Here is an 18,516-nt window from a genome sequence, read left to right as displayed (position 1 = left end):
TTAGGTCCGGTCAGAAGAGCAGGCGCTCGTCGCAAAGAGGAGAAACATCGGCTGATAGCGCTCTTTCGCCCATTCGGGATGAGCCGCTATATCGTCATCGCTGGCAGACCACTCATCGACATAGTCGAGCTTGAGGGCATGCGATTGCAACGCGTTGATCGTGGTCGAGATCAAACGATGATACTTGACCACGCCATCGGCGATCCAGTTGGTACGGCGCTCGCCCTCGCGCAGGTAATCCTTGATCGCCCCAACCCTGTAACCTTCGGCATCGGTCACGAAATCGGGTGTGGCGCGAGCGGCGAACACGGGGTGTTCCATGGAAAAGACGAAGCGTCCACCCGGCTTGAGGGCGCGGCGGACGCGGGCAGCGAAATCGTCGAAGTCGGCAATGTAGTGGACGGCGAGAGAGCTGAAGACCAGGTCGTATTCGGCCTCGCCGAAGTCAGCTGTCTCGAGGTCGGCGCGCTCGAAGCGCACCGCCATGCCGGCGCAGTTCTGCCGTGCCACCGCCAGCATCTTCTCCGAGAGATCGAGGCCAACCACTTCGGCTGCCCCCTGTCCGACTGCATACTGGCCGAAATAGCCGAAGCCACAACCCAGGTCGAGAATGGACAGACCCTTCAGGTCCGGCAGCATGGCCCTGAGCGAAGGCCATTCAGCGGCGGCCGTCAGTCCCTCGCGCGAGCGCGGGAACTGGCTGTAACCGTCGAAAAACTGAGCGTCGTCGTAGATATTCTGGGCCATCATGCAATCCGGGCGGAAGCGCGTCGGGCTCCTCTTTGACAAGGTCATTCCTGCGACAGCGGGAACCCCTGTTTGCTGAAGCATCCCAACGGAGTTCCCCGCTTTCGCGGGGACGACCCGGTGGGTGGCGTTAGGCCATCACCGCCAGATTGGCGGAGCTTTCCGGCAGGTCTTCGCCGAACACGCGCTGGTAGAACTCGGCCACGACAGGGCGTTCGAGTTCGTCGCACTTGTTGAGGAAGGTCAGGCGGAAGGCAAAGCCGATATCGCCACCGAAGATGACGGCATTTTCGGCCCAGGTGATGACGCCGCGGGGCGACATGACCGTGGAGATATCGCCGTTGATGAAGGCCGAACGGGTGAGATCGGCCAGGCGCACCATGTTGGCGACCTGCTTCTTGCCCTTTTCGGTCTCGCCATAGGCCTTGTTCTTGGCGAGCACGATGCCGACTTCCTTGTCATGCGGCAGGTAGTTGAGCGTCGTGACGATGCTCCAGCGGTCCATCTGGCCCTGGTTGATCTGCTGGGTGCCGTGATAGAGGCCCGACGTGTCCCCAAGACCAATGGTATTGGTGGTCGAGAACAGGCGGAAAGCCGGATGGGGCACGATCACGCGGTTCTGGTCGAGCAGGGTCAGCCGGCCCGACTGTTCGAGCACGCGCTGGATGACGAACATCACGTCCGGGCGCCCGGCATCGTATTCGTCAAAGACCAGCGCCACATTGTTCTGCACGGCCCAGGGCAGGATGCCGTCGCGGAATTCGGTGATCTGCTTGCCGTCCTTGAGGACGATCGCGTCCTTGCCGACGAGGTCGATACGCGACACGTGGCTGTCGAGATTGACGCGGACCAGCGGCCAGTTGAGGCGCGCCGCGACCTGCTCGATATGGGTGGACTTGCCGGTGCCGTGATAGCCCTGGACCATGACGCGGCGATTATAGGCAAAGCCGGCCAGGATGGCCAAAGTGGTGTTGCGATCGAACAGGTAATCCGGGTCCACCGGCGGCACGTGATCGGTGCGCTCCTTGTAACCCTTGACCACCATGTCGGTATCAATGCCGAAGAGGTCGCGTGCCTTATACTCGGTGTCGGGCAGATTAGCGAATTCAGTCATGGTCGGGCTCTTGGAACTGCTGGATAAAATTCTTTCAGGCGGTGGCTCTATAGCAGCATTGTGACACTGCGGGTAGCCTCGGGTTGGTCAGGCGGGGATCGGCCCCTGACATGGTCGGCCGGCCCGTTCAGCGCGCCACGAAGCCTTGTTTCTTGAGATGCGAATAGGCCGCGATGACGGTGCGCAGGCGCTCCTCGGAGGACGCATCGCCGCCATTGACGTCGGGATGGTGCTTCTTGACCAGCGCCTTGTACGCCGCCTTGATGTCATCGGACTTGGCATGGCCCATGATGCCCAGCGTTTCCAGCGCCCGCCGGTCGGGCTCGTTGAGCGGCTTGACCCGCTCGGTGGCGGGGCGCTTGGACTGCTGGTAGCGATAGCGCGCAAATACGCCGAAGGGGTCGCCATACTTGTCGCCCGGCTTGGCTGCGTTGCGCCCCGCGGCACGGGCCGTGCCGGGATTGCCGGTGGCGAAGGTCGAGCGCGATTCGGCCTTGGGCGGGGCATGCAGGGCCTCGTCCAGTTCCTCCGGGCTCATGCCGGCAAAATAGTTGAAGGCCTTGTTATAGTGCCGGACATGCTCGATGCAGAAATGGTGGTACTGGCCCTCGGAGCGCACCCCCTTTGGCGCCTTGAACTCGCCCGGCGCCTCGCAGCCTTCCCAATCACAGGTCACCTCGACGGGCTCGGGCTTGTCTTCCCCGCGCGGCCGGATGCGAATGTTATCGAAGAGCTTGGATTGCAGTTTCATTGTGCCTAGTTACATCTCTTTGCAGACTGTCAGGAGGCGCAAACCCATGTCCATGTCGGACACGATCCACGCCAAGCTCACCGATAAATTCTCGCCCACCCATCTCGAGGTGATCGACGAATCCCAATCTCACCATGGCCACGCCGGGTGGCGGGACGGTGGTGAAACCCATTTTCGTGTCAGAATCGCGACCCGCAATTTTGACGGGATGAGCCGGGTTGCGCAACACCGTGCGGTGATGGATGCGCTGGATGCTGAATTGAAGGACCGCGTGCATGCCCTCGCCATCGAGGTGCTGCCGTCAGCCACCATATAGTCAGCCTGACGGATTTTCGCCAGCAGCATCGATCGGGGTGATCTTCACTTTCGAAACCCGCTGGCGATCCCGCTCCAGCACCAGGAAGGTGAAGCCATGGGCGTCCACCCGGTGACCCGGCTGCGGGATCAGCTTGGCGGCCGTGATGACGATGCCCGCCACGGTGTTGGCCCGGTCATCGGGCAACTGCCAGTCGAGCAGGCGGTTGATGTCGCGAATGGCGATGCTGGCATCGACGATGAAGCTGCCATCGGCCTGCTTGTCGATACCGAAGACGGCTTCGTCATCGGGCGCGTCGTGCTCGTCGGAGATGTCGCCCACGATCTCTTCGATAATGTCTTCGAGCGTCACCAGACCTTCGAGCACGCCATATTCGTCCAGCACCAGCGCCATGTGTGAATGCCGCTTGAGGAAAGCGGCGAGCTGCACCTGCACCGGGGTCGATTGCGGGATGAACCAGGGCTTGCTCATGATCTGCCTGAGATCGACCTGGCTGGTATCGCCATTGGCGGCCATCAGCGAGCGCAGCACGTCCTTGGCATGGATGATGCCGACAATATCATCGGTCTCGCCCTGATAGAGGGGAATGCGGGTATAGGCGCTGTCGAGCACCGCCTTGACCAGATCTTCAGGCGGCATGGTGGCATCGAGCGTCAGCATCTGGGTGCGGTGTACCATGACATCGCTGACCACGAGATCCCGCAGGTCCAGCAGGCCGCCAAGCATGTCGCGGTCTCCCTTGACCACTTCACCTTCGGAATGCAGCAGGTCCAGCGTGCCGCGGATTTCATCATGCCCCGAAACGGCGCTGACATTGCTCGCATCCAGCCCGAACAGCTTGAGGATGGCATTGACGATGGTCTGCACGGTCAGGGTCACCGGTGCAAAGATCACCACGATGATCCGTACCACCGGCGCCACGAAAAGCGCAAAGCCATCCGGCCGCGTCAGCGCCAGCGTCTTGGGCAGAACTTCCGAGAAAACCACCACCGCCGCCGTCATCGCCAGCGTCGCATAGGCAATGCCGGCCTCGCCAAAGAGCGCGATGAGCACGCTGGCGGCGAGGGTCGAGGCCAGGATATTGACGATATTGTTGCCCAGGAGCAGCGCGCCGATGAGGCGCTCCTTCTCGCTGCTGAGCGATTCCACCAGCAGGGCACGCTTGTCTCCGGCGCGCGCCAACTGATGCATGCGGGCGCGCGAGGCTGCGGTCAGCGCCGTTTCCGAGCCGGAAAAGAAGAAGCTCATGGCCAGCAGAAGGATAATGGCGGCAGAGGTTAGCCAGAGGGTAAAGCTCATTGTGAACGCATCTCCTCAAGATAGGCGCGGACGGCAACCGGATCGACATTCTTTTCAATGAAGGCCTGGCCGATGCCCCGGGTCAGGATGAAGGTCAGCGCTCCGCGCGAGACCTTTTTGTCCTGGGCAATGGCTGCCATCAGCACATCGGTCGAGCCCAGCTCTCCAGGAATATCACCAAGCCTGGTAGGCAGACCAGCCAGCTTGAGATGGGCCGCAATGCGTCCAGTGTCCTGGCCGGGGGCAAGGCCGAGCCGATTGGAAAAGCCGTGCGCCAGCACCATGCCGATGGCAACGCCCTCGCCGTGGAGGAGCCGGTCGGAATAGCGGGTATCCTTTTCGAGCGCATGCCCGAATGTATGGCCCAGATTGAGCAGGGCGCGGACGCCGGTTTCCTTCTCGTCCTCAATGACCACCCGCGCCTTGTGGGCGCAGCATCGCGCGATGGCCTCGCCGCGCGCCGGTCCGCCGGCGAAGATTTCGACACGATTGGCTTCGAGCCATTCGAAGAAGGCCGGATCGTCGATCAGCCCGTATTTGACGACTTCCGCATAGCCTGCCGCGAACTGGCGGGGGGCGAGCGTGTCGAGGGCAGAGAGATCGGCCAGCACCAGCTTGGGCTGATGGAAGGCCCCCACGAGATTCTTGCCATGGGGCGAATTGATGCCGGTCTTGCCCCCGACCGAGGAATCCACCTGCGCCAGCAGCGAGGTGGGGACCTGGACGAAATCCATGCCGCGACGCGTGATCGAGGCGGCAAAGCCGGCGAGGTCGCCGATGACGCCTCCACCCAGAGCGATGACCAGATCGCCGCGTTCGAGCTTTGCAGCGAGCAGGCCCTCCACCACGCGTTCGAGCATGGCATAGGACTTGGTCGCCTCGCCCGCGGGCAGCACTATGGTGTCATAGGAGAGGCCAGCCGCCTGGAGACCGGCCACCAGCCGCGGCAATTGCGCTGCGGCCACTGTTTCGTCGGTGACGATGCCATAGCGCCGGCCGGGAAATTTTTCGGCCAGGATCGCTCCGGCCTCGTCGATCAGTCTGGGGCCGATGAGGATGTCATAGGCACGATCCCCCAGGGCGACGTGAACGGTGTGGTCGATCTGGGCCATGGTCCTGCCTATCGGGTCTTGAGATGGTCGAGCAGCGCCCCGATGACATCGGCGGCGACATTGTCCTGCGGCACGTCGCGGCTGAACACCGTGACGTCGGCCTCCTGGTAAATTGGGTAGCGGTCGGCGATCAGCTTTTCGAGCGTTCCCCTGGGGTCGGCGGTCTTGAGCAGCGGCCGGTTGGAGCGCCGTGACACCCGCTCGAACAAGACATCGAGATCGGCCTTGAGCCAGACCGAGACGGCCTCGGACTTGACCAGGGCGCGCGTGTCGGCATTGACGAAAGCCCCGCCGCCCGTAGCCAGGACAATGTCCTTTTCCTTGAGCAGGCGGGCAATCACCCGCATCTCGCCGGCGCGAAACTCGCTCTCGCCGCGCTGCTCGAAAATTTCCGGAATGGTCATCTGCGCCGCGCGTTCGATTTCCTCGTCGCTATCGATGAACTGGCGCCCGAGGCGATTGGCCAGACGTCGCCCGACCGTGGTCTTTCCGGCCCCCATCATGCCCACGAGCACGACCGGCCTGCCGGCCAGCCGGCTGGCAAGCGCCTTGGCCCGGCCCTGCCGTCCACCGCCATCGGATTTGCTCACCTGCCGCGCCCTCCGCTCTTGGCCGCTATCAACCGGTCCCGGCCCTACCTGTCAAGCGCAGCCGGCGTAACGGTTGATCTCCCCCCCTCCTTTCGGCCACACTGGGCCGCACAACAGAACGGCAACCATTTGCGCATAGACTGGTCGGCACCCGACCCATTCGGAAGAACTGCATGCCCTCGCTGATCCGCCTGCTCATTACCCTGATCTTCCTCGGTGGCCTTGCCGTTGCAGGCATGTTTGCGCTGGTGACCTTTGTCGAGCCGACGCCCAAGGAGGTCAGCCAGCGCGTGCCGACGCGCGAATTGCTGGGTGAGACCGCGCCGGCCAACCCGGCAGGCAACCTGCCCCAGCCCAATGTGACGTCCGAGCCCAGCACTGGCCAATGAGCGACGGCCACCTGATTTCGAGCTTTCTCGAAATGATGAGCGCCGAGCGCGGCGCGGCGGCCAATACGATCGACGCCTATCGCCGCGATCTCACCCATTACGCCGATTTCGTCGCCCGCAGCGGAAAGACCCTGCTCACCGCCCCGCGCGACACGGTCACCGGCTGGCTCGATGACCTCAAGACCGAGGGGCTTTCGGCCTCATCCAGCGCAAGGCGCCTGTCGGCGGCCCGCCAGTTTCACAAGTTCCTCTGCGCCGACGGGCTGCGGGGCGACGATCCGACCCGCATCGTGGCCAGTCCGAAATCACGCCGCGCCCTGCCCAAGGTTCTTTCGGTCGCCGAAGTCGACAGGCTGCTGACACTGGCCGAAGCAGAAGCCAATGCCGCAGCCGAGCCCAGGGCACAGCTCGCCGCGCAAAGGCTCTATGTGTTGCTCGAGCTGCTCTATGCGACGGGCCTGCGCGTCTCCGAACTGGTGAGCCTCAGGCGCTCGGCGGTGATGCGGGAGGGCGCCTTCCTCACCGTGACGGGCAAGGGCCAGAAGGAACGGGTCGTGCCCATGAACGACCGCGCCCGCGACGCCGTGCGGCTCTGGGTCAAGACGCTGGAGCCGGGGCCGTTCCTGTTCCCAGCCAAGGGCGAGGACGGCTATCTCAGCCGCCAGGTCTTTGCCCGCGATCTCAAGAGCCTCGCTGCCCGCGCCGGCATTTCATCGGCCCGGGTGGCGCCGCATGTGCTGCGTCATGCCTTTGCCAGCCATCTCCTGGCCGGGGGCGCCGATCTGCGCGTGGTGCAGATGCTGCTGGGGCACGCCGATATTTCCACAACCCAGATCTACACCCATGTGCTAGACGAAAAGCTGCGCAACCTCGTGGAAAGCCACCATCCGCTGGCCAATGGCTAAGCCGGACACACGAAATCCCAACCATTTCGCCGCCAAAGCTTGACTTGGCATTGCTCCATCGCCACTTTCCGGCCACTTTAAAGGGCAAGAGCAGCGGGCCATGACGCATGGGCCCCAATGGCCTTGCCGGAACAATGACCCTTACGGGCGGTGGGATGCAGTCTTATCTCGATTTTGAAAAGCCGGTCGCCGATCTCGAAGCCAAGATCGCCGAACTGAAGTCGCTGGCCCTGACCGATCAGGCCGTCAGCATCGACGAGGAAGTCAGCCGCCTGTCCGCCCGCGCCGACGAGGCGCTGGTCGAGATCTATCGCAAGCTCACGCCCTGGCAGAAGACGCAGGTGGCGCGCCATCCGCAGCGCCCGCACTTCTCCGACTATGTGCGCGCGCTGATCACCGAATGGACGCCGCTGGCCGGCGACCGCAAATTCGGCGAGGACGCCGCCCTGCAGGCCGGCTTCGGCCGCTTCAACGGCACCCCCGTCGCCGTGCTGGGCCAGGAAAAGGGCAATTCCACCGAAACGCGCCTCAAGCATAATTTCGGCATGGCCAACCCCGAGGGCTACCGCAAGGCGGTCCGCATCATGGACATGGCCGACCGCTTCTCCATCCCGGTGATTTCCTTTGTCGACACTGCCGGCGCCTATCCCGGCATCGGCGCCGAGGAACGCGGCCAGGCCGAGGCCATTGCCCGCTCCACCGAGAAGGGCCTCGAACTGGGCGTGCCGAACCTGGCCATCATCATCGGCGAAGGCGGCTCGGGTGGCGCCATTGCCATCGCCACCGCCAATCGCGTGCTGATGCTGGAAAACTCGATCTATTCGGTGATCTCGCCCGAGGCCGGCGCCTCGATCCTGTTCCGCGACGCCGCGCGCGCCCAGGACATGGCCACCGCCCAGAAGATCACCGCGCAGGACCTGCTCGGCTTCGGCGTCATCGATGCGATCATCCCTGAACCGGCCGGCGGCGCCCATCGCCACCACGCCACGGTCCTGGAGGCCACCAACGTGGCCATCAGCACCTTCCTCAAGGATTTTGCCGGCAAGTCGCGTCTTGAAACACGCGAGCACCGCCGCGAGAAATTCCTCGCCATCGGCACAAATCTCTAGGCCGCATTGCGCCGTCAGCGCCATTGATGAAAATGCCCGCGGGTTCCGGCCAGCGGGCATTTTCATGAGCGCGTGCCCAACACATCCGTGTGATCTGCACCCGCTTCCGGCTCCCGGGGCCGCGTGGTAAAGGCTTCGTTCACCGCGCCGGGTGATACTGCGCTAACCATTCGCCCGCTCCCGGGCCTTCAGTGACGAGCCGACAGTCTTGACCGCCACCTTTTTCCACCGCCTCGGCGCCTTCGTGATCATTCTCTGGCTCGCTGTGGGCCTTGCCGCCTGTTCCAATTTCGTCAAGGGCGGCGATAACCGGCATAATATTCCGCTCTCGGGCGGCGTCGTGCAGGGCCTGCGCAATATGGGCTCGTCGCCGGCCGACGGCATGGTCGTGCGCATCTTCAAGGAAGAGTCGGTGCTCGAGGTCTGGAAGAAGACCAGTTCGGGCACCTACAAGCTTTTCAAGACATACGAAATCTGCGCCTATTCGGGTGACCTCGGGCCCAAATTCAAGGAGGGCGACCGGCAGAGCCCGGAGGGCTTCTACACGATCACGCCGGGGCTGATGAATCCGCGTTCGAGCTATTACCTCGCCTTCAATACCGGCTTCCCCAACAAGTTCGACCGTGTGCATGGCCGCACCGGGAGCGACCTGATGGTGCATGGCGACTGCTCGTCGCGCGGCTGCTACGCCATGACCGACGCAGGCATTGCCGAAATCTATGCCCTGGCCCGCGAAACCTTCAGGGGCGGCAATCCGAGCTTCCAGCTGCAGATCTTCCCCTTCCGCATGACCACGTCCAACATGGCCAAGCATGCCACCAGCCCGCACATGGACTTCTGGAAGGACATCAAGGAAGGCCACGACTACTTCGAACTGACCAAGACCCCGCCGGTTTGGGACGTGTGCGAAAAGCAGTATATCTTCAATCCCTCCGGCACCGGACCGCTCGACGCCGCCGGCATCTGCCCGCCCTCGGTGCACAATGCTGCCCTCACCGCCAAGCTCCAGGCCGACGAGGCCGATCTGGCCGGCAAGGCTGCATCCGCCCAACAGGCGGCCGAGCGCAAGGCAGCCGAAGAGGCGGCACTCAAGGAACGCACCCAGGCGCTCAATGGCTTCTTCACCGGCATTGGCGGAATGTTTGGCGGCAATGCCGGGCAGAACCCCAATATCGCGCCAGTCATTTCGGGCAAGCCGGCGACCCTGCCCACGCCTTCCGCCCAGCGGCCATAGACAGAAGCGGCGCGACATTTGCGCTGCCCGGGCCTAGTGTCCTGGGGCACTTGTGCCTGCCCTGCTTCGGCCCCACTTGGGTGAAAGGGCTGTTCGAGCCCAATTCGGAGACGCAAAGTGGACCCAGCAGTGAGCGCGCCAGAACCGGACAAGGCCCGGATCACGCTCACTCCGGACATGCGTCCGCTTGGCGCCGACCGGCCAGCAGAGACTAGGCCGGAAATGCCCGCATCGCCCCCCCGACGGCGGGGTGGGCGCTGGGGCGTGGCGCTGGGTCTGCTCGGCCTTGTCGCGGGACTGGGGGCGCTGGCTTTCTCCGCCTGGACCTATGACGAGGGGCAGAAGGAAATCCTGCGCCTCTCGACCGAGCTGGCGCAGCTGCGCGTCAGCCTTGACCTCTATGCCCGCAATGGCACCAGCACGGCCGAGCTGACGAGTCTGGACCAGCGCGTCGAGGCGCTCGAGCAGGGGGCGCTGGGAACCACCGTCCCCATGCCTGCCAGCGCGCCGTCCACCCAGGCAGCGGACGTCGCCATGCCCACGGCGACCGAGGATTGCCTGCCCTCGGGCATGCGCCTGCTGGTGGCCTCGGGCGACAGCTACCCCATTTGCGGCCAGACCGCCGAAGTCGCCATCAGCGCCGTGGCCAATGGCTATATCACGCTGGGCGACGGGACCTCGGTAGCCTCGGGCGGCACGTCGCCGCTTCCGGGCAATCCGGCCTGCACCCTGGCCGTGACCTCGGGCGGCGACGAAGGGCTCACCGGCTATGCGGAAATTCGCGTGACCTGCTGAAAAAGGAAAGGGCGGCCGGAGCCGCCCTTTTGACCGGGTCACCGCTGACGATCAGGCAAAGGCCCCGTGGCAGTGCTTGAACTTCTTGCCCGAGCCACAGGGACATGGCGCGTTGCGCGAGACGCCCACCAGCAGCTTGGGATCGATTGCAGCCAGATCTTCGCGTTTGACGACAGTGTCGCCCGCCGCATCATTCTCCCCGGTCAGCGGATCGATATGGGTTTCCGTAAGCAGGCTCGGATCGGGCGCCTGCGGCGCGTCCGGCTGGCGGATCGTCAATTCGACATGGCTGATCTGGGTGGTCACCAGCTCACGCAGGTTGCCCAGCATGGCCTGGAACAGCTCATAGGCTTCCTGCTTGTACTCGTTGAGCGGGTCGCGCTGGGCGATACCGCGCCAGCCAACCACCTTGGAGAGGTGGTCGAGCATGACCAGATGCTCGCGCCAGAGCCCGTCGACCGACTGCAGCAGAATGGACTTTTCCACCTGCCGCATGATCTGCGGCGAATATTTCTCGGCCTTGGCAGCGATATGGGCATCGGCTGCGGCGCGGATGCGCTCCTCGACCTCTTCGGTGCCGATGCCGTCTTCCTTGGCCCATTCGGCGGCAGGGATGTCGATATTGAGATAGGTCTTGGCGGCTGCGGTCAGCTGCTCGGTATTCCACTGTTCGGGGAAGGAGCGCGGCGGGCAGGCCTTGCCGACGATATTCTCGACAACATCATGACGCATCTCGGCGATCGTCTCGCTGACATCCTCTTCGTCCATGAATTCGAGGCGCTGTTCGAAGATCACCTTGCGCTGATCATTCATCACGTCGTCGTATTTGAGGATGTTCTTGCGGATGTCGAAGTTGCGCGCCTCGACCTTGCCCTGGGCCCGTTCGATGGCCTTGGTCACCCAGGGATGGGTGATGCTCTCGCCCTGTTCGAGCCCCAGCTTGCCGAGCATGGAATCCATGCTTTCCACCGGGAAGATACGCATCAGGTCATCCTGCAGCGACAGGAAGAATTTCGAATGGCCGGGGTCACCCTGGCGACCCGAGCGGCCACGCAGCTGATTGTCGATGCGGCGGCTTTCATGCCGCTCGGTGCCGATGACCATCAGGCCGCCGGCGGCCAGCGCCTTGGCCTTGTCCTCGGCGATCTTTGACTTGATCTGGGCGATCTTGGCCTCGCGCGCTTCGCCCTCGAGTTCGCCGGCCTCGCGCTCGATGCGCATTTCGAGATTGCCGCCCAGCTGGATGTCAGTACCGCGGCCGGCCATGTTGGTGGCAATGGTGATGGCGCCGGGCAGGCCGGCATCGGCCACGATATAGGCCTCCTGCTCGTGATGGCGCGCGTTGAGCACGTTCATCTGGCCAACATTCTTCTTGCGCAGGATGTCGGCGAGCATTTCGCTCTTTTCGATCGAAGTCGTGCCGACCAGAACCGGCTGGCCGCGATCCTGGCACTCCTTGATCAGATCGGCGATGGCGTCGAACTTTTCTTCCGCCGTACGGTAGATCGCGTCGTCCTCGTCGATACGCTGCACCGGCAGGTTGGTCGGCACCGTGGTGACGCCCAGGCGATAGATGTCGGCAAATTCCTCGGCCTCGGTCGCAGCCGTACCGGTCATGCCGGCCAGCTTCTTGTAGAGGCGGAAATAGTTCTGGAAGGTGATCGAGGCCAGGGTCTGGTTCTCGGCCTGGATCTTGACGCGTTCCTTGGCCTCGAGTGCCTGGTGCAGGCCTTCCGAATAGCGGCGGCCCGGCATCATGCGGCCGGAGAACTCGTCGATGATGACCACTTCGTCATTGCGGACGATGTAGTCCTTGTCGCGACGGAACAGCTTGTGCGCCCGCAGCGCTGAATTGGCGTGATGCACGAGGGCGACATTTTCCACGTCATACATGGAGCCGCCCTTAAGCAGGCCGGCCTCGGCCAGAGCCGCCTCGAGCTTCTCGATGCCCTGATCGGTATAGGTGGCGGCGCGGTGCTTTTCGTCGACGTCGAAATCGCCTTCGCCGATGATCGGCATCAGCCCGTCGATCTTGATGTAGAGCTCCGAGCGGTCCTCGGAGGGACCCGAAATGATCAGCGGGGTCCGGGCCTCGTCGATGAGGATGGAGTCCACTTCGTCGACGATGGCGAATTCATGTCCGCGCTGCACCATCTGGGCGCGCGTATATTTCATGTTGTCGCGCAGATAGTCGAAGCCCAGCTCGTTATTGGTGCCGTAGGTGATGTCGGCGGCATAGGCGGCCTTGCGCTCGGCATCGGTCAGGCCATGGACGATGACGCCATAGGAAAGGCCGAGGAAATTGTAGATCTGGCCCATCCAGTGGGCGTCGCGCTTGACGAGGTAGTCGTTGACGGTGACCAGATGCGCGCCCTTGCCGGTCAGCGCATTGAGATACATGGGCAAGGTCGCCACCAGCGTCTTGCCCTCGCCGGTGCGCATCTCGGCGATCGAGCGGTCATTCATGACCATGCCGCCGATCATCTGCACGTCGAAGTGGCGCATGCCCAGGACGCGCTTGCTGGCTTCGCGCACGGTGGCGAAGGCAGGCACGATCAGGTCATCGAGACTGGCGCCCTGTTCGATCTGGCGCTTGAACTCATCGGTGCGGGCCTTGAGCGCATCATCGCTCAGCTTGACCAATTCCGGCTCGAGGGCGTTGATTGCCGCAACCTTGCCCTGATACCGCTTGACCTGCCTGTCGGAGGGTGTCCCGAAGATTTTCCGGGCAAGCGACGCAAGTGCCATATGTGTGGTCCTTTATGTGTGAGCGGCGGGGCTGGTGGGGCGGGCTGCCTGCAGGAGCGGGCGCTGGCGGGCCTCGTTTCGCCTCGTCACAACTTGGGGAACCCCTCTCGGTTCCCGAATACGGAATTGCGCATGTCCGGCACCGTCCCGATGGGACGGCCTTCCTTCCATGCTCCATGAAAAGCGGGTGAGATGTAAGATTGGGGGTCAGGCTTGTCAACGTATCCGAAATCGGCCACACCTTCGCAACCTTTTGGCCCGCGCGGTATTAGGCTCGGCAGATGCCGCCGGCCATTCGCTGGCTGGCCGGCACATTCTGGCCAATTTGGCATGCGAGCGGGTGCCAGATATTTCTGACACAGCCGGTCCCCATCGGGCCCGGCCAAGGAGCAAGTGATCCCCATGCTGAACCCGACCCAGCGCCTGCTGCGCGCCGCCAGTCTCGCCGCCATGCTTGTCGCCACCCCGGCGCTGACAGTCTTCGCCCAGGACGCCGCCGCGCCTGCCGCCGAAGCGCCGGCCGACGCTGCCGCGCCCGCTGCGGTCGATCCGGCAACCGTCGTCGCTACAGTCGGCGATCAGACCATTACCGAGGGCGACCTGGCCTTTGCCGCCGAAGACATGGCGCAGGACCTGGCCCAGATGCCGCCGGAAGAACGCCGCGCCTTCCTCGTGCGTATTCTCATCGACATGAAGGTCATGGCCCAGGCGGCCCGCGATGCCGGCATGGACCAGACTCCGCTCTTTGCCCAGCGCCGGGAATATCTTGAAGAGCGCGCCCTGCGCCGCGCCTTCTTCGCCGAAGCCATTGCCGGCGCGGTGACCGAGGAAGCGGTGCGCGCCAAGTATGACGAATTCGTCGCCGCCTTCGAACCGGCCGACGAAGTGCGCGCCAGCCATATCCTGGTCGAGACCGAGGAAGAGGCGAACGAGCTCAAGGCCGAGCTGGATGGCGGCGCCGATTTTGCCGCCCTGGCGCGCGAGCATTCGATCGATCCGGGCGCGGCCAATGGCGGCGACCTCGGCTTTTTCGGCAAGGGCATGATGGTCGCGCCCTTCGAGGAAGCGGTCTTCGCCCTCACCGAACCGGGCCAGCTTTCGGCCCCGGTGCAATCGCAGTTCGGCTGGCACATCATCAAGCTCGACGAAAAGCGCCAGTCGGCCCCGCCCGCCTTCGAGCAGGTTGCCGCCCAGATCCAGAACCAGCTGCTGATGGAAACCTTCTCCCAGAAGGTGGAAGAACTGATGAGCGGCGTGAATGTTGAAATCACCGACGCAGATCTCAAGGCCAGGTTCGACGCCCAGGAAGCGGCTGAGGCTGAAGCTGCCGGTGCCGCCGAAGGCGAGGCCGCCCAGCAGTAAGTGACACTGGAGCCATGAAATTAAGGGCCGCCCGGCTTGTGCCGGGCGGCCCTTTGATTTGGATCGGTCAATGACCGGTCGGCCTACCTGGCGCTCCTGTATCCGGCGCAGCCCATCAGCAGCCCATCGACCACCGGATCGATGACCTTCATCGCCTCCTCCACCCGGCCGATCAGCAACTGGTGCCAGGCGAAGGACACGACCATGTCGACGATAAGGTCGCCATTGACATCATCCGCCAGCTCGCCACGCGCCTTCGCCCGCTCGATGATGATGGCGGTCCTTTGCTTGCGTTCGGCCTGATAGGCAAACAGCACTTCCGCTGCATCCGGATCGCTTTGGGCTTCCGCGATGATGGCCCGGTAGACCGTACCGCAGAGGCTGTCCTTCCAGAAGCCAAGCAGGTGGTCGGTGAGCAAGGCCACAAGATCGCCGCGCAGCGTGCCGGTATCGGGGAAGCTGCGGGCATTCTTGAAGCGCCGGTAGACGTCGAGCATCAGCGCGGTGCGATTGGGCCACCAGCGGTAGATGGTGGGCTTGCCGGCGCGAGCGCGGCGCGCCACCGCTTCGATGGAAAATCCGGCAATGCCGCTTTCGCTCAGCACCGCTTCGGCCGCGTCGAGAATGGCTTCCTGGCTCGCCGGATTGCGCCGCGCGCCGATCGAGCGGCGGGCGCTCTCCTCTGGGTCGTCGTCTGTCATGTTCATGGCTGCAATATCGGGCATATCAGGCGCGAAGAAAAGACTTGAACGAAACGGCTCGTTTCTATATATAACGAAACGTACCGTTTCTATTGAGGTCTTTCATGTCCTATTCCGCCCGCGCCCGCATGGCCTTTCTCATGAGCTTTGCCGTCTATCCGGTCGTTGTCGCCTACGCGACCCTGGTCAGCCTTCTTACCCCCGGCTGGGAATTCTGGCAGCGCAGCTTCATCATCGTGCCGCTGATGGCCACGACCATCGTCTTCTTCATCGTCCCCTTCATCACCACCCGCTTCGGCGCCTTCATCGCCGGCCGCAAGAAGGCGACGGCCTGAGCCGGGGAAGATTTGCTCCGTGATGGCCCTTTGTGAAGGGCGGGATGAGGAGGGGACAGTCTGCTCTTGGATCTGCCGGCAAAGAGAGCAGACATTCGACGACTGACGAACTTGGAGCCAAGGGCAGACCTGCGGCTTTTTGCTGCTGGACTCAATGGCGGGCGAGACCTGATTGGGCACAGCCAAACCTCTTCTTTCTATTCGCAGTTTGGGCGTGCACCCCTCCGGACCAATGTGATTTTTTCATCCCCTTGTCCCGTGGTAATATTGTCGCTCCTTAACCCGGACCGAGCGCGGCAGGTTCACTCAACCCCAACGAGGAGGTTGCCATGCCGCGTGCTTTCCAAGGCAAGATCGAGCTCGACATCCGCGACTCGCAGGCCGATTGGGATGCCTTCCTTGACACCCGGGCGCCGGAAGCCGCGCCAAATGTCCTTGTGATCCTTTATGACGACACCGGACAGGCGGCCTGGTCGCCCTATGGCGGGCGGATCAACATGCCCACGCTCGACCGGCTGGCCAAGGACGGGTTGACCTACACCCAATGGCACACGACGGCAGTCTGCACGCCGACGCGGTCATGCTTCCTCACCGGCCGCAACCATCATGCCAACGGCTGCGGATCGATTTCGGAATCGGCGTTAGGGTTCCCCGGCTATTCCGGCCATATCCCGCCCGAAAATGGCACGATCGCGCATATCCTGCGCAATGCTGGTTGGAGCACGTTTTGGATCGGCAAGAACCACAATGTGCCCGTCGACGCCTTCGGCATGTCGGCAAGCCGCAAATCATGGCCTCTGGCCCTGGGCTATGACCGTTTCTACGGGTTCATTGGTGGCGAGACCAATCAGTGGTACCCCGATCTTGTCGAAGACAATCACTATGTCGAGCAGCCCAGCCAGCCAGAGGACGGATATCACTTCTCCAGGGACATTGCCGACAAGGCCATCGGCTTCATTCGCGACACCAAGCAGTCCGATCCGCAAAAGCCTTGGTACCTGTGGTTTTGCCCAGGGGCGAACCATGCCCCGCATCACGCGCCCCAGGACTATATCGACAAATACAAGGGCAAGTTCGACGACGGCTACGAGGCCTATCGTACCTGGGTCCTCGCTCGCATGAAGGAGCGCGGTATCCTGCCCGAGGATACCGAACTGACGCCGATCAACGCCATGCCATCAGACATTCTGCCCGAAGCCGATAGCGTCCGTCCCTGGGACACGCTCAGTGCCGATGAGAAGCGACTGTTCTGCCGCATGGCCGAAGTCTACGCGGCTTTCTCCGAATATACCGATGTCCAGATCGGCCGGATCATCGATTATCTCGAGCAGTCGGGCCAACTCGACAATACGGTGATCTTCTACTGCGCAGACAACGGCGCCTCGGGCGAGGGCTCCCCCAACGGCTCTGTCAACGAGAACCTCTTCTTCAATGGCTATCCCGATGACGTCGAGCGCAACCTGGCCATGATCGACAAGCTCGGATCGCCCGCAACCTACAATCACTATCCCACCGGCTGGGCCACGGCCTTTTCCACGCCTTACCGCATGTTCAAGCGCTATGCCTCCTATAGCGGTGGCACCTGCGATCCCCTGGTCATCCATTGGCCTGCCGGCATCAAGGCGCGCGGCGAGCTCCGTCACCAATACCACCACTGTACCGACATCGTGCCGACCATCCTCGAATGCTGTGGCATTCCCATGCCCGAGGAAATCGACCGCATTCCCCAGGCGCCACTGGCGGGCGTGTCGATGCGATATAGCTTTGACGACGCCAACGCCCCGACCACCAAGCAAACCCAGTATTATGAAATGCTGGGCACCCGTGGCCTCTGGCACCAGGGCTGGAAAGTCGCTTCCGAGCATGCGCCGACCCCCTCGGACCAGGGGCATTTCGAAAAGGACAACTGGCAGCTCTTCCATGTCGACAAGGACCGGTCCGAAGCCCATGACCTCGCCCAGCAATATCCTGAAAAACTGGAGGAACTGAAGCAGCTCTGGCTCGAAGAAGCCAAGAAGAACAACGTCCTTCCTCTAAGTGACCTGGGCGTGGTGGCGCTCCACGCCGCCGAGTATCATGCCAAACCGTTGCCCGGCGGCCGATATGTCTATTATCCGGGCACGACCGAAGTGCCTGAAGCGTCAGCCGCCAGAACTCTGGGGGCATCCTTCAAGGCGTTGGCCGAAGTCGAATTCACCGGCGACAGCAAGGGCGTGATCTTCTCCCAAGGGTCCCGGTTCGGCGGCTATACGCTATTCGCCAAGGACGGAAAGCTGGTCTTCACTTACAACTTCCTCGGCATCCCGCCCGAGCAGCGATTGGTCTGCGATGCACCAAAACTGGGCAAGCACATTGTCGGCGTAGAGTTCGCCAAGGATAAGATCGGCGAGCACCACGAGGCCTTCGGCCACATGAAGCTCTACGTCGATGAAGCTGTCACCGCCGAAGCCGATTTCCGCACCCAGACGGGACGCTATGCCCTGTGCGGTGAGGGCCTAGCCATCGGCAGGGATACCGGCGACCCCGTCAGCAGCGAATACGGCTCGGACTTCACCTTCTCGGGTGGCAAGATCGAAAAGGTCGTGTTCGACATTGCCAACGATGCCTACATCAATGTCGAGCGAGATCTGGCGGCGGCGTTGGCGCGTGACTGATCTTCTAGAAAGGGCGGCGCTAATCCGCGCCGTCCTTCCGTTGGCCTTGGCTCGCATTTATTAGTCACTTTCGAAGGCGCAAAACATCGTGACGACCAGGATGAAAGCGCCTTACAGCTTAGGAGAGGCAGCTTTTAGGATTTTGGGCGCAAGGCTGTGATGACCGACATGGGGGCGCCTTCTGTCAGCAGGGGTAAAGATATCCCCGTCCCCAAAACCTGCTCCATACTCTCCCTATCACCCGGCGCGGCGGCCTGCAGGCGAACAGTGGCCGGGTGAGCCGGGTGGGGCTTTTGCCTGTCCCACAGGTTCCAGTCCGGCCGCGACGGGACGAGCGATCCCCCGCCGCCGGTCA

General features: G+C 63.0%; 17 protein-coding genes. 9 read left to right on the top strand and 8 right to left on the bottom strand.

The annotated features are described in order from the left end of the window. The 3 genes from MQW79_RS11575 to MQW79_RS11565 form a co-directional block, all read right to left on the bottom strand. Nucleotides 1–747, bottom strand: coding sequence for a class I SAM-dependent methyltransferase (locus MQW79_RS11575; protein WP_476584631.1), 747 nt, complete (start codon nucleotides 745–747; stop codon nucleotides 1–3). Nucleotides 748–877: 130 nt separating this feature from the next. Further along, entirely contained in the window at nucleotides 878–1,861 is a 984-nt protein-coding gene (gene cobS / locus MQW79_RS11570; RefSeq protein ID WP_476584630.1) for a cobaltochelatase subunit CobS, read from the bottom strand. A 127-nt stretch (nucleotides 1,862–1,988) separates the two neighbouring features. Then, entirely contained in the window at nucleotides 1,989–2,612 is a 624-nt protein-coding gene (locus MQW79_RS11565) for a J domain-containing protein (RefSeq protein WP_476584629.1), read from the bottom strand. A 46-nt stretch (nucleotides 2,613–2,658) separates the two neighbouring features. Between MQW79_RS11565 and MQW79_RS11560 the strand changes: the two genes are divergently transcribed. Beyond that, on the top strand, nucleotides 2,659–2,928 hold the full coding sequence (locus tag MQW79_RS11560) for a BolA family protein (RefSeq protein WP_476584628.1): 270 nt from the start codon (nucleotides 2,659–2,661) through the stop codon (nucleotides 2,926–2,928). Here the strand turns inward: MQW79_RS11560 and MQW79_RS11555 are convergent, their stop codons facing one another. Genes MQW79_RS11555 through MQW79_RS11545 form a run of 3 tightly spaced genes read right to left on the bottom strand, consistent with a single transcriptional unit; the run spans nucleotide 2,929 to nucleotide 5,929 of the window. Beyond that, the gene (locus MQW79_RS11555) at nucleotides 2,929–4,227 is read right to left on the bottom strand and encodes an HlyC/CorC family transporter (protein ID WP_476584627.1); all 1,299 of its coding nucleotides are present in this window, start codon (nucleotides 4,225–4,227) and stop codon (nucleotides 2,929–2,931) included. After that, nucleotides 4,224–5,339, bottom strand: coding sequence for a 3-dehydroquinate synthase (gene aroB, locus MQW79_RS11550; RefSeq protein ID WP_476584626.1), 1,116 nt, complete (start codon nucleotides 5,337–5,339; stop codon nucleotides 4,224–4,226). The genes MQW79_RS11555 and aroB overlap by 4 nt, the downstream gene beginning before the upstream one ends. Before the next feature lie 8 nt (nucleotides 5,340–5,347). Continuing rightward, on the bottom strand, nucleotides 5,348–5,929 hold the full coding sequence (locus MQW79_RS11545) for a shikimate kinase (RefSeq protein WP_476584625.1): 582 nt from the start codon (nucleotides 5,927–5,929) through the stop codon (nucleotides 5,348–5,350). A gap of 173 nt (nucleotides 5,930–6,102) precedes the next feature. On the opposite strand from MQW79_RS11545, the gene MQW79_RS11540 reads away from it, so the two are divergent. From MQW79_RS11540 to MQW79_RS11520, 5 genes are all read left to right on the top strand, one after another. Next, nucleotides 6,103–6,318 carry a hypothetical protein gene (locus MQW79_RS11540; RefSeq protein WP_476584624.1) on the top strand — a complete coding sequence of 72 codons (216 nt, stop codon included), beginning with the start codon at nucleotides 6,103–6,105 and terminating at the stop codon, nucleotides 6,316–6,318. Further along, nucleotides 6,315–7,223, top strand: a complete 909-nt coding sequence (locus MQW79_RS11535; protein WP_476584623.1) for a site-specific tyrosine recombinase XerD — start codon at nucleotides 6,315–6,317, stop codon at nucleotides 7,221–7,223. The genes MQW79_RS11540 and MQW79_RS11535 overlap by 4 nt, the downstream gene beginning before the upstream one ends. Nucleotides 7,224–7,378: 155 nt before the next feature. Further along, entirely contained in the window at nucleotides 7,379–8,332 is a 954-nt protein-coding gene (locus MQW79_RS11530; RefSeq protein WP_476584622.1) for an acetyl-CoA carboxylase carboxyltransferase subunit alpha, read from the top strand. 208 nt (nucleotides 8,333–8,540) lie between these two features. Then, complete coding sequence (locus tag MQW79_RS11525; RefSeq protein ID WP_476584621.1) at nucleotides 8,541–9,566, top strand: L,D-transpeptidase family protein; 1,026 nt, start codon at nucleotides 8,541–8,543, stop codon at nucleotides 9,564–9,566. A 129-nt stretch (nucleotides 9,567–9,695) separates the two neighbouring features. Beyond that, the gene (locus MQW79_RS11520; protein ID WP_476584620.1) at nucleotides 9,696–10,361 is read left to right on the top strand and encodes a hypothetical protein; all 666 of its coding nucleotides are present in this window, start codon (nucleotides 9,696–9,698) and stop codon (nucleotides 10,359–10,361) included. A gap of 51 nt (nucleotides 10,362–10,412) precedes the next feature. Here the strand turns inward: MQW79_RS11520 and secA are convergent, their stop codons facing one another. After that, nucleotides 10,413–13,109 (bottom strand): preprotein translocase subunit SecA, encoded by a 2,697-nt coding sequence (secA, locus tag MQW79_RS11515; RefSeq protein WP_476584619.1) that lies wholly within the window; start codon nucleotides 13,107–13,109, stop codon nucleotides 10,413–10,415. A 402-nt stretch (nucleotides 13,110–13,511) separates the two neighbouring features. Here secA and MQW79_RS11510 point away from each other — a divergent pair, with 402 nt between their 5' ends. Then, nucleotides 13,512–14,471, top strand: coding sequence for a peptidylprolyl isomerase (locus MQW79_RS11510; RefSeq protein ID WP_476584618.1), 960 nt, complete (start codon nucleotides 13,512–13,514; stop codon nucleotides 14,469–14,471). 83 nt (nucleotides 14,472–14,554) lie between these two features. Here MQW79_RS11510 and MQW79_RS11505 read toward each other — a convergent pair whose 3' ends face one another. After that, complete coding sequence (locus MQW79_RS11505) at nucleotides 14,555–15,178, bottom strand: TetR/AcrR family transcriptional regulator (protein ID WP_476584617.1); 624 nt, start codon at nucleotides 15,176–15,178, stop codon at nucleotides 14,555–14,557. Between the two features lie 98 nt (nucleotides 15,179–15,276). Here MQW79_RS11505 and MQW79_RS11500 point away from each other — a divergent pair, with 98 nt between their 5' ends. Together MQW79_RS11500 and MQW79_RS11495 are read left to right on the top strand one after the other, a co-directional pair. Next, a complete protein-coding gene (locus tag MQW79_RS11500; RefSeq protein ID WP_476584616.1) occupies nucleotides 15,277–15,507 on the top strand; it encodes a hypothetical protein in 231 nt (76 codons plus the stop codon). 329 nt (nucleotides 15,508–15,836) lie between these two features. Next, nucleotides 15,837–18,161 carry an arylsulfatase gene (locus tag MQW79_RS11495; RefSeq protein ID WP_476584615.1) on the top strand — a complete coding sequence of 775 codons (2,325 nt, stop codon included), beginning with the start codon at nucleotides 15,837–15,839 and terminating at the stop codon, nucleotides 18,159–18,161. The last annotated feature ends 355 nt before the right edge of the window (nucleotides 18,162–18,516 follow it).

The organism is Devosia sp. Micro-HW1, from assembly GCF_056341075.1.
Note: the sequence above shows the minus strand (reverse complement) of the source record. Positions and strands in the feature narration are given on the sequence as shown.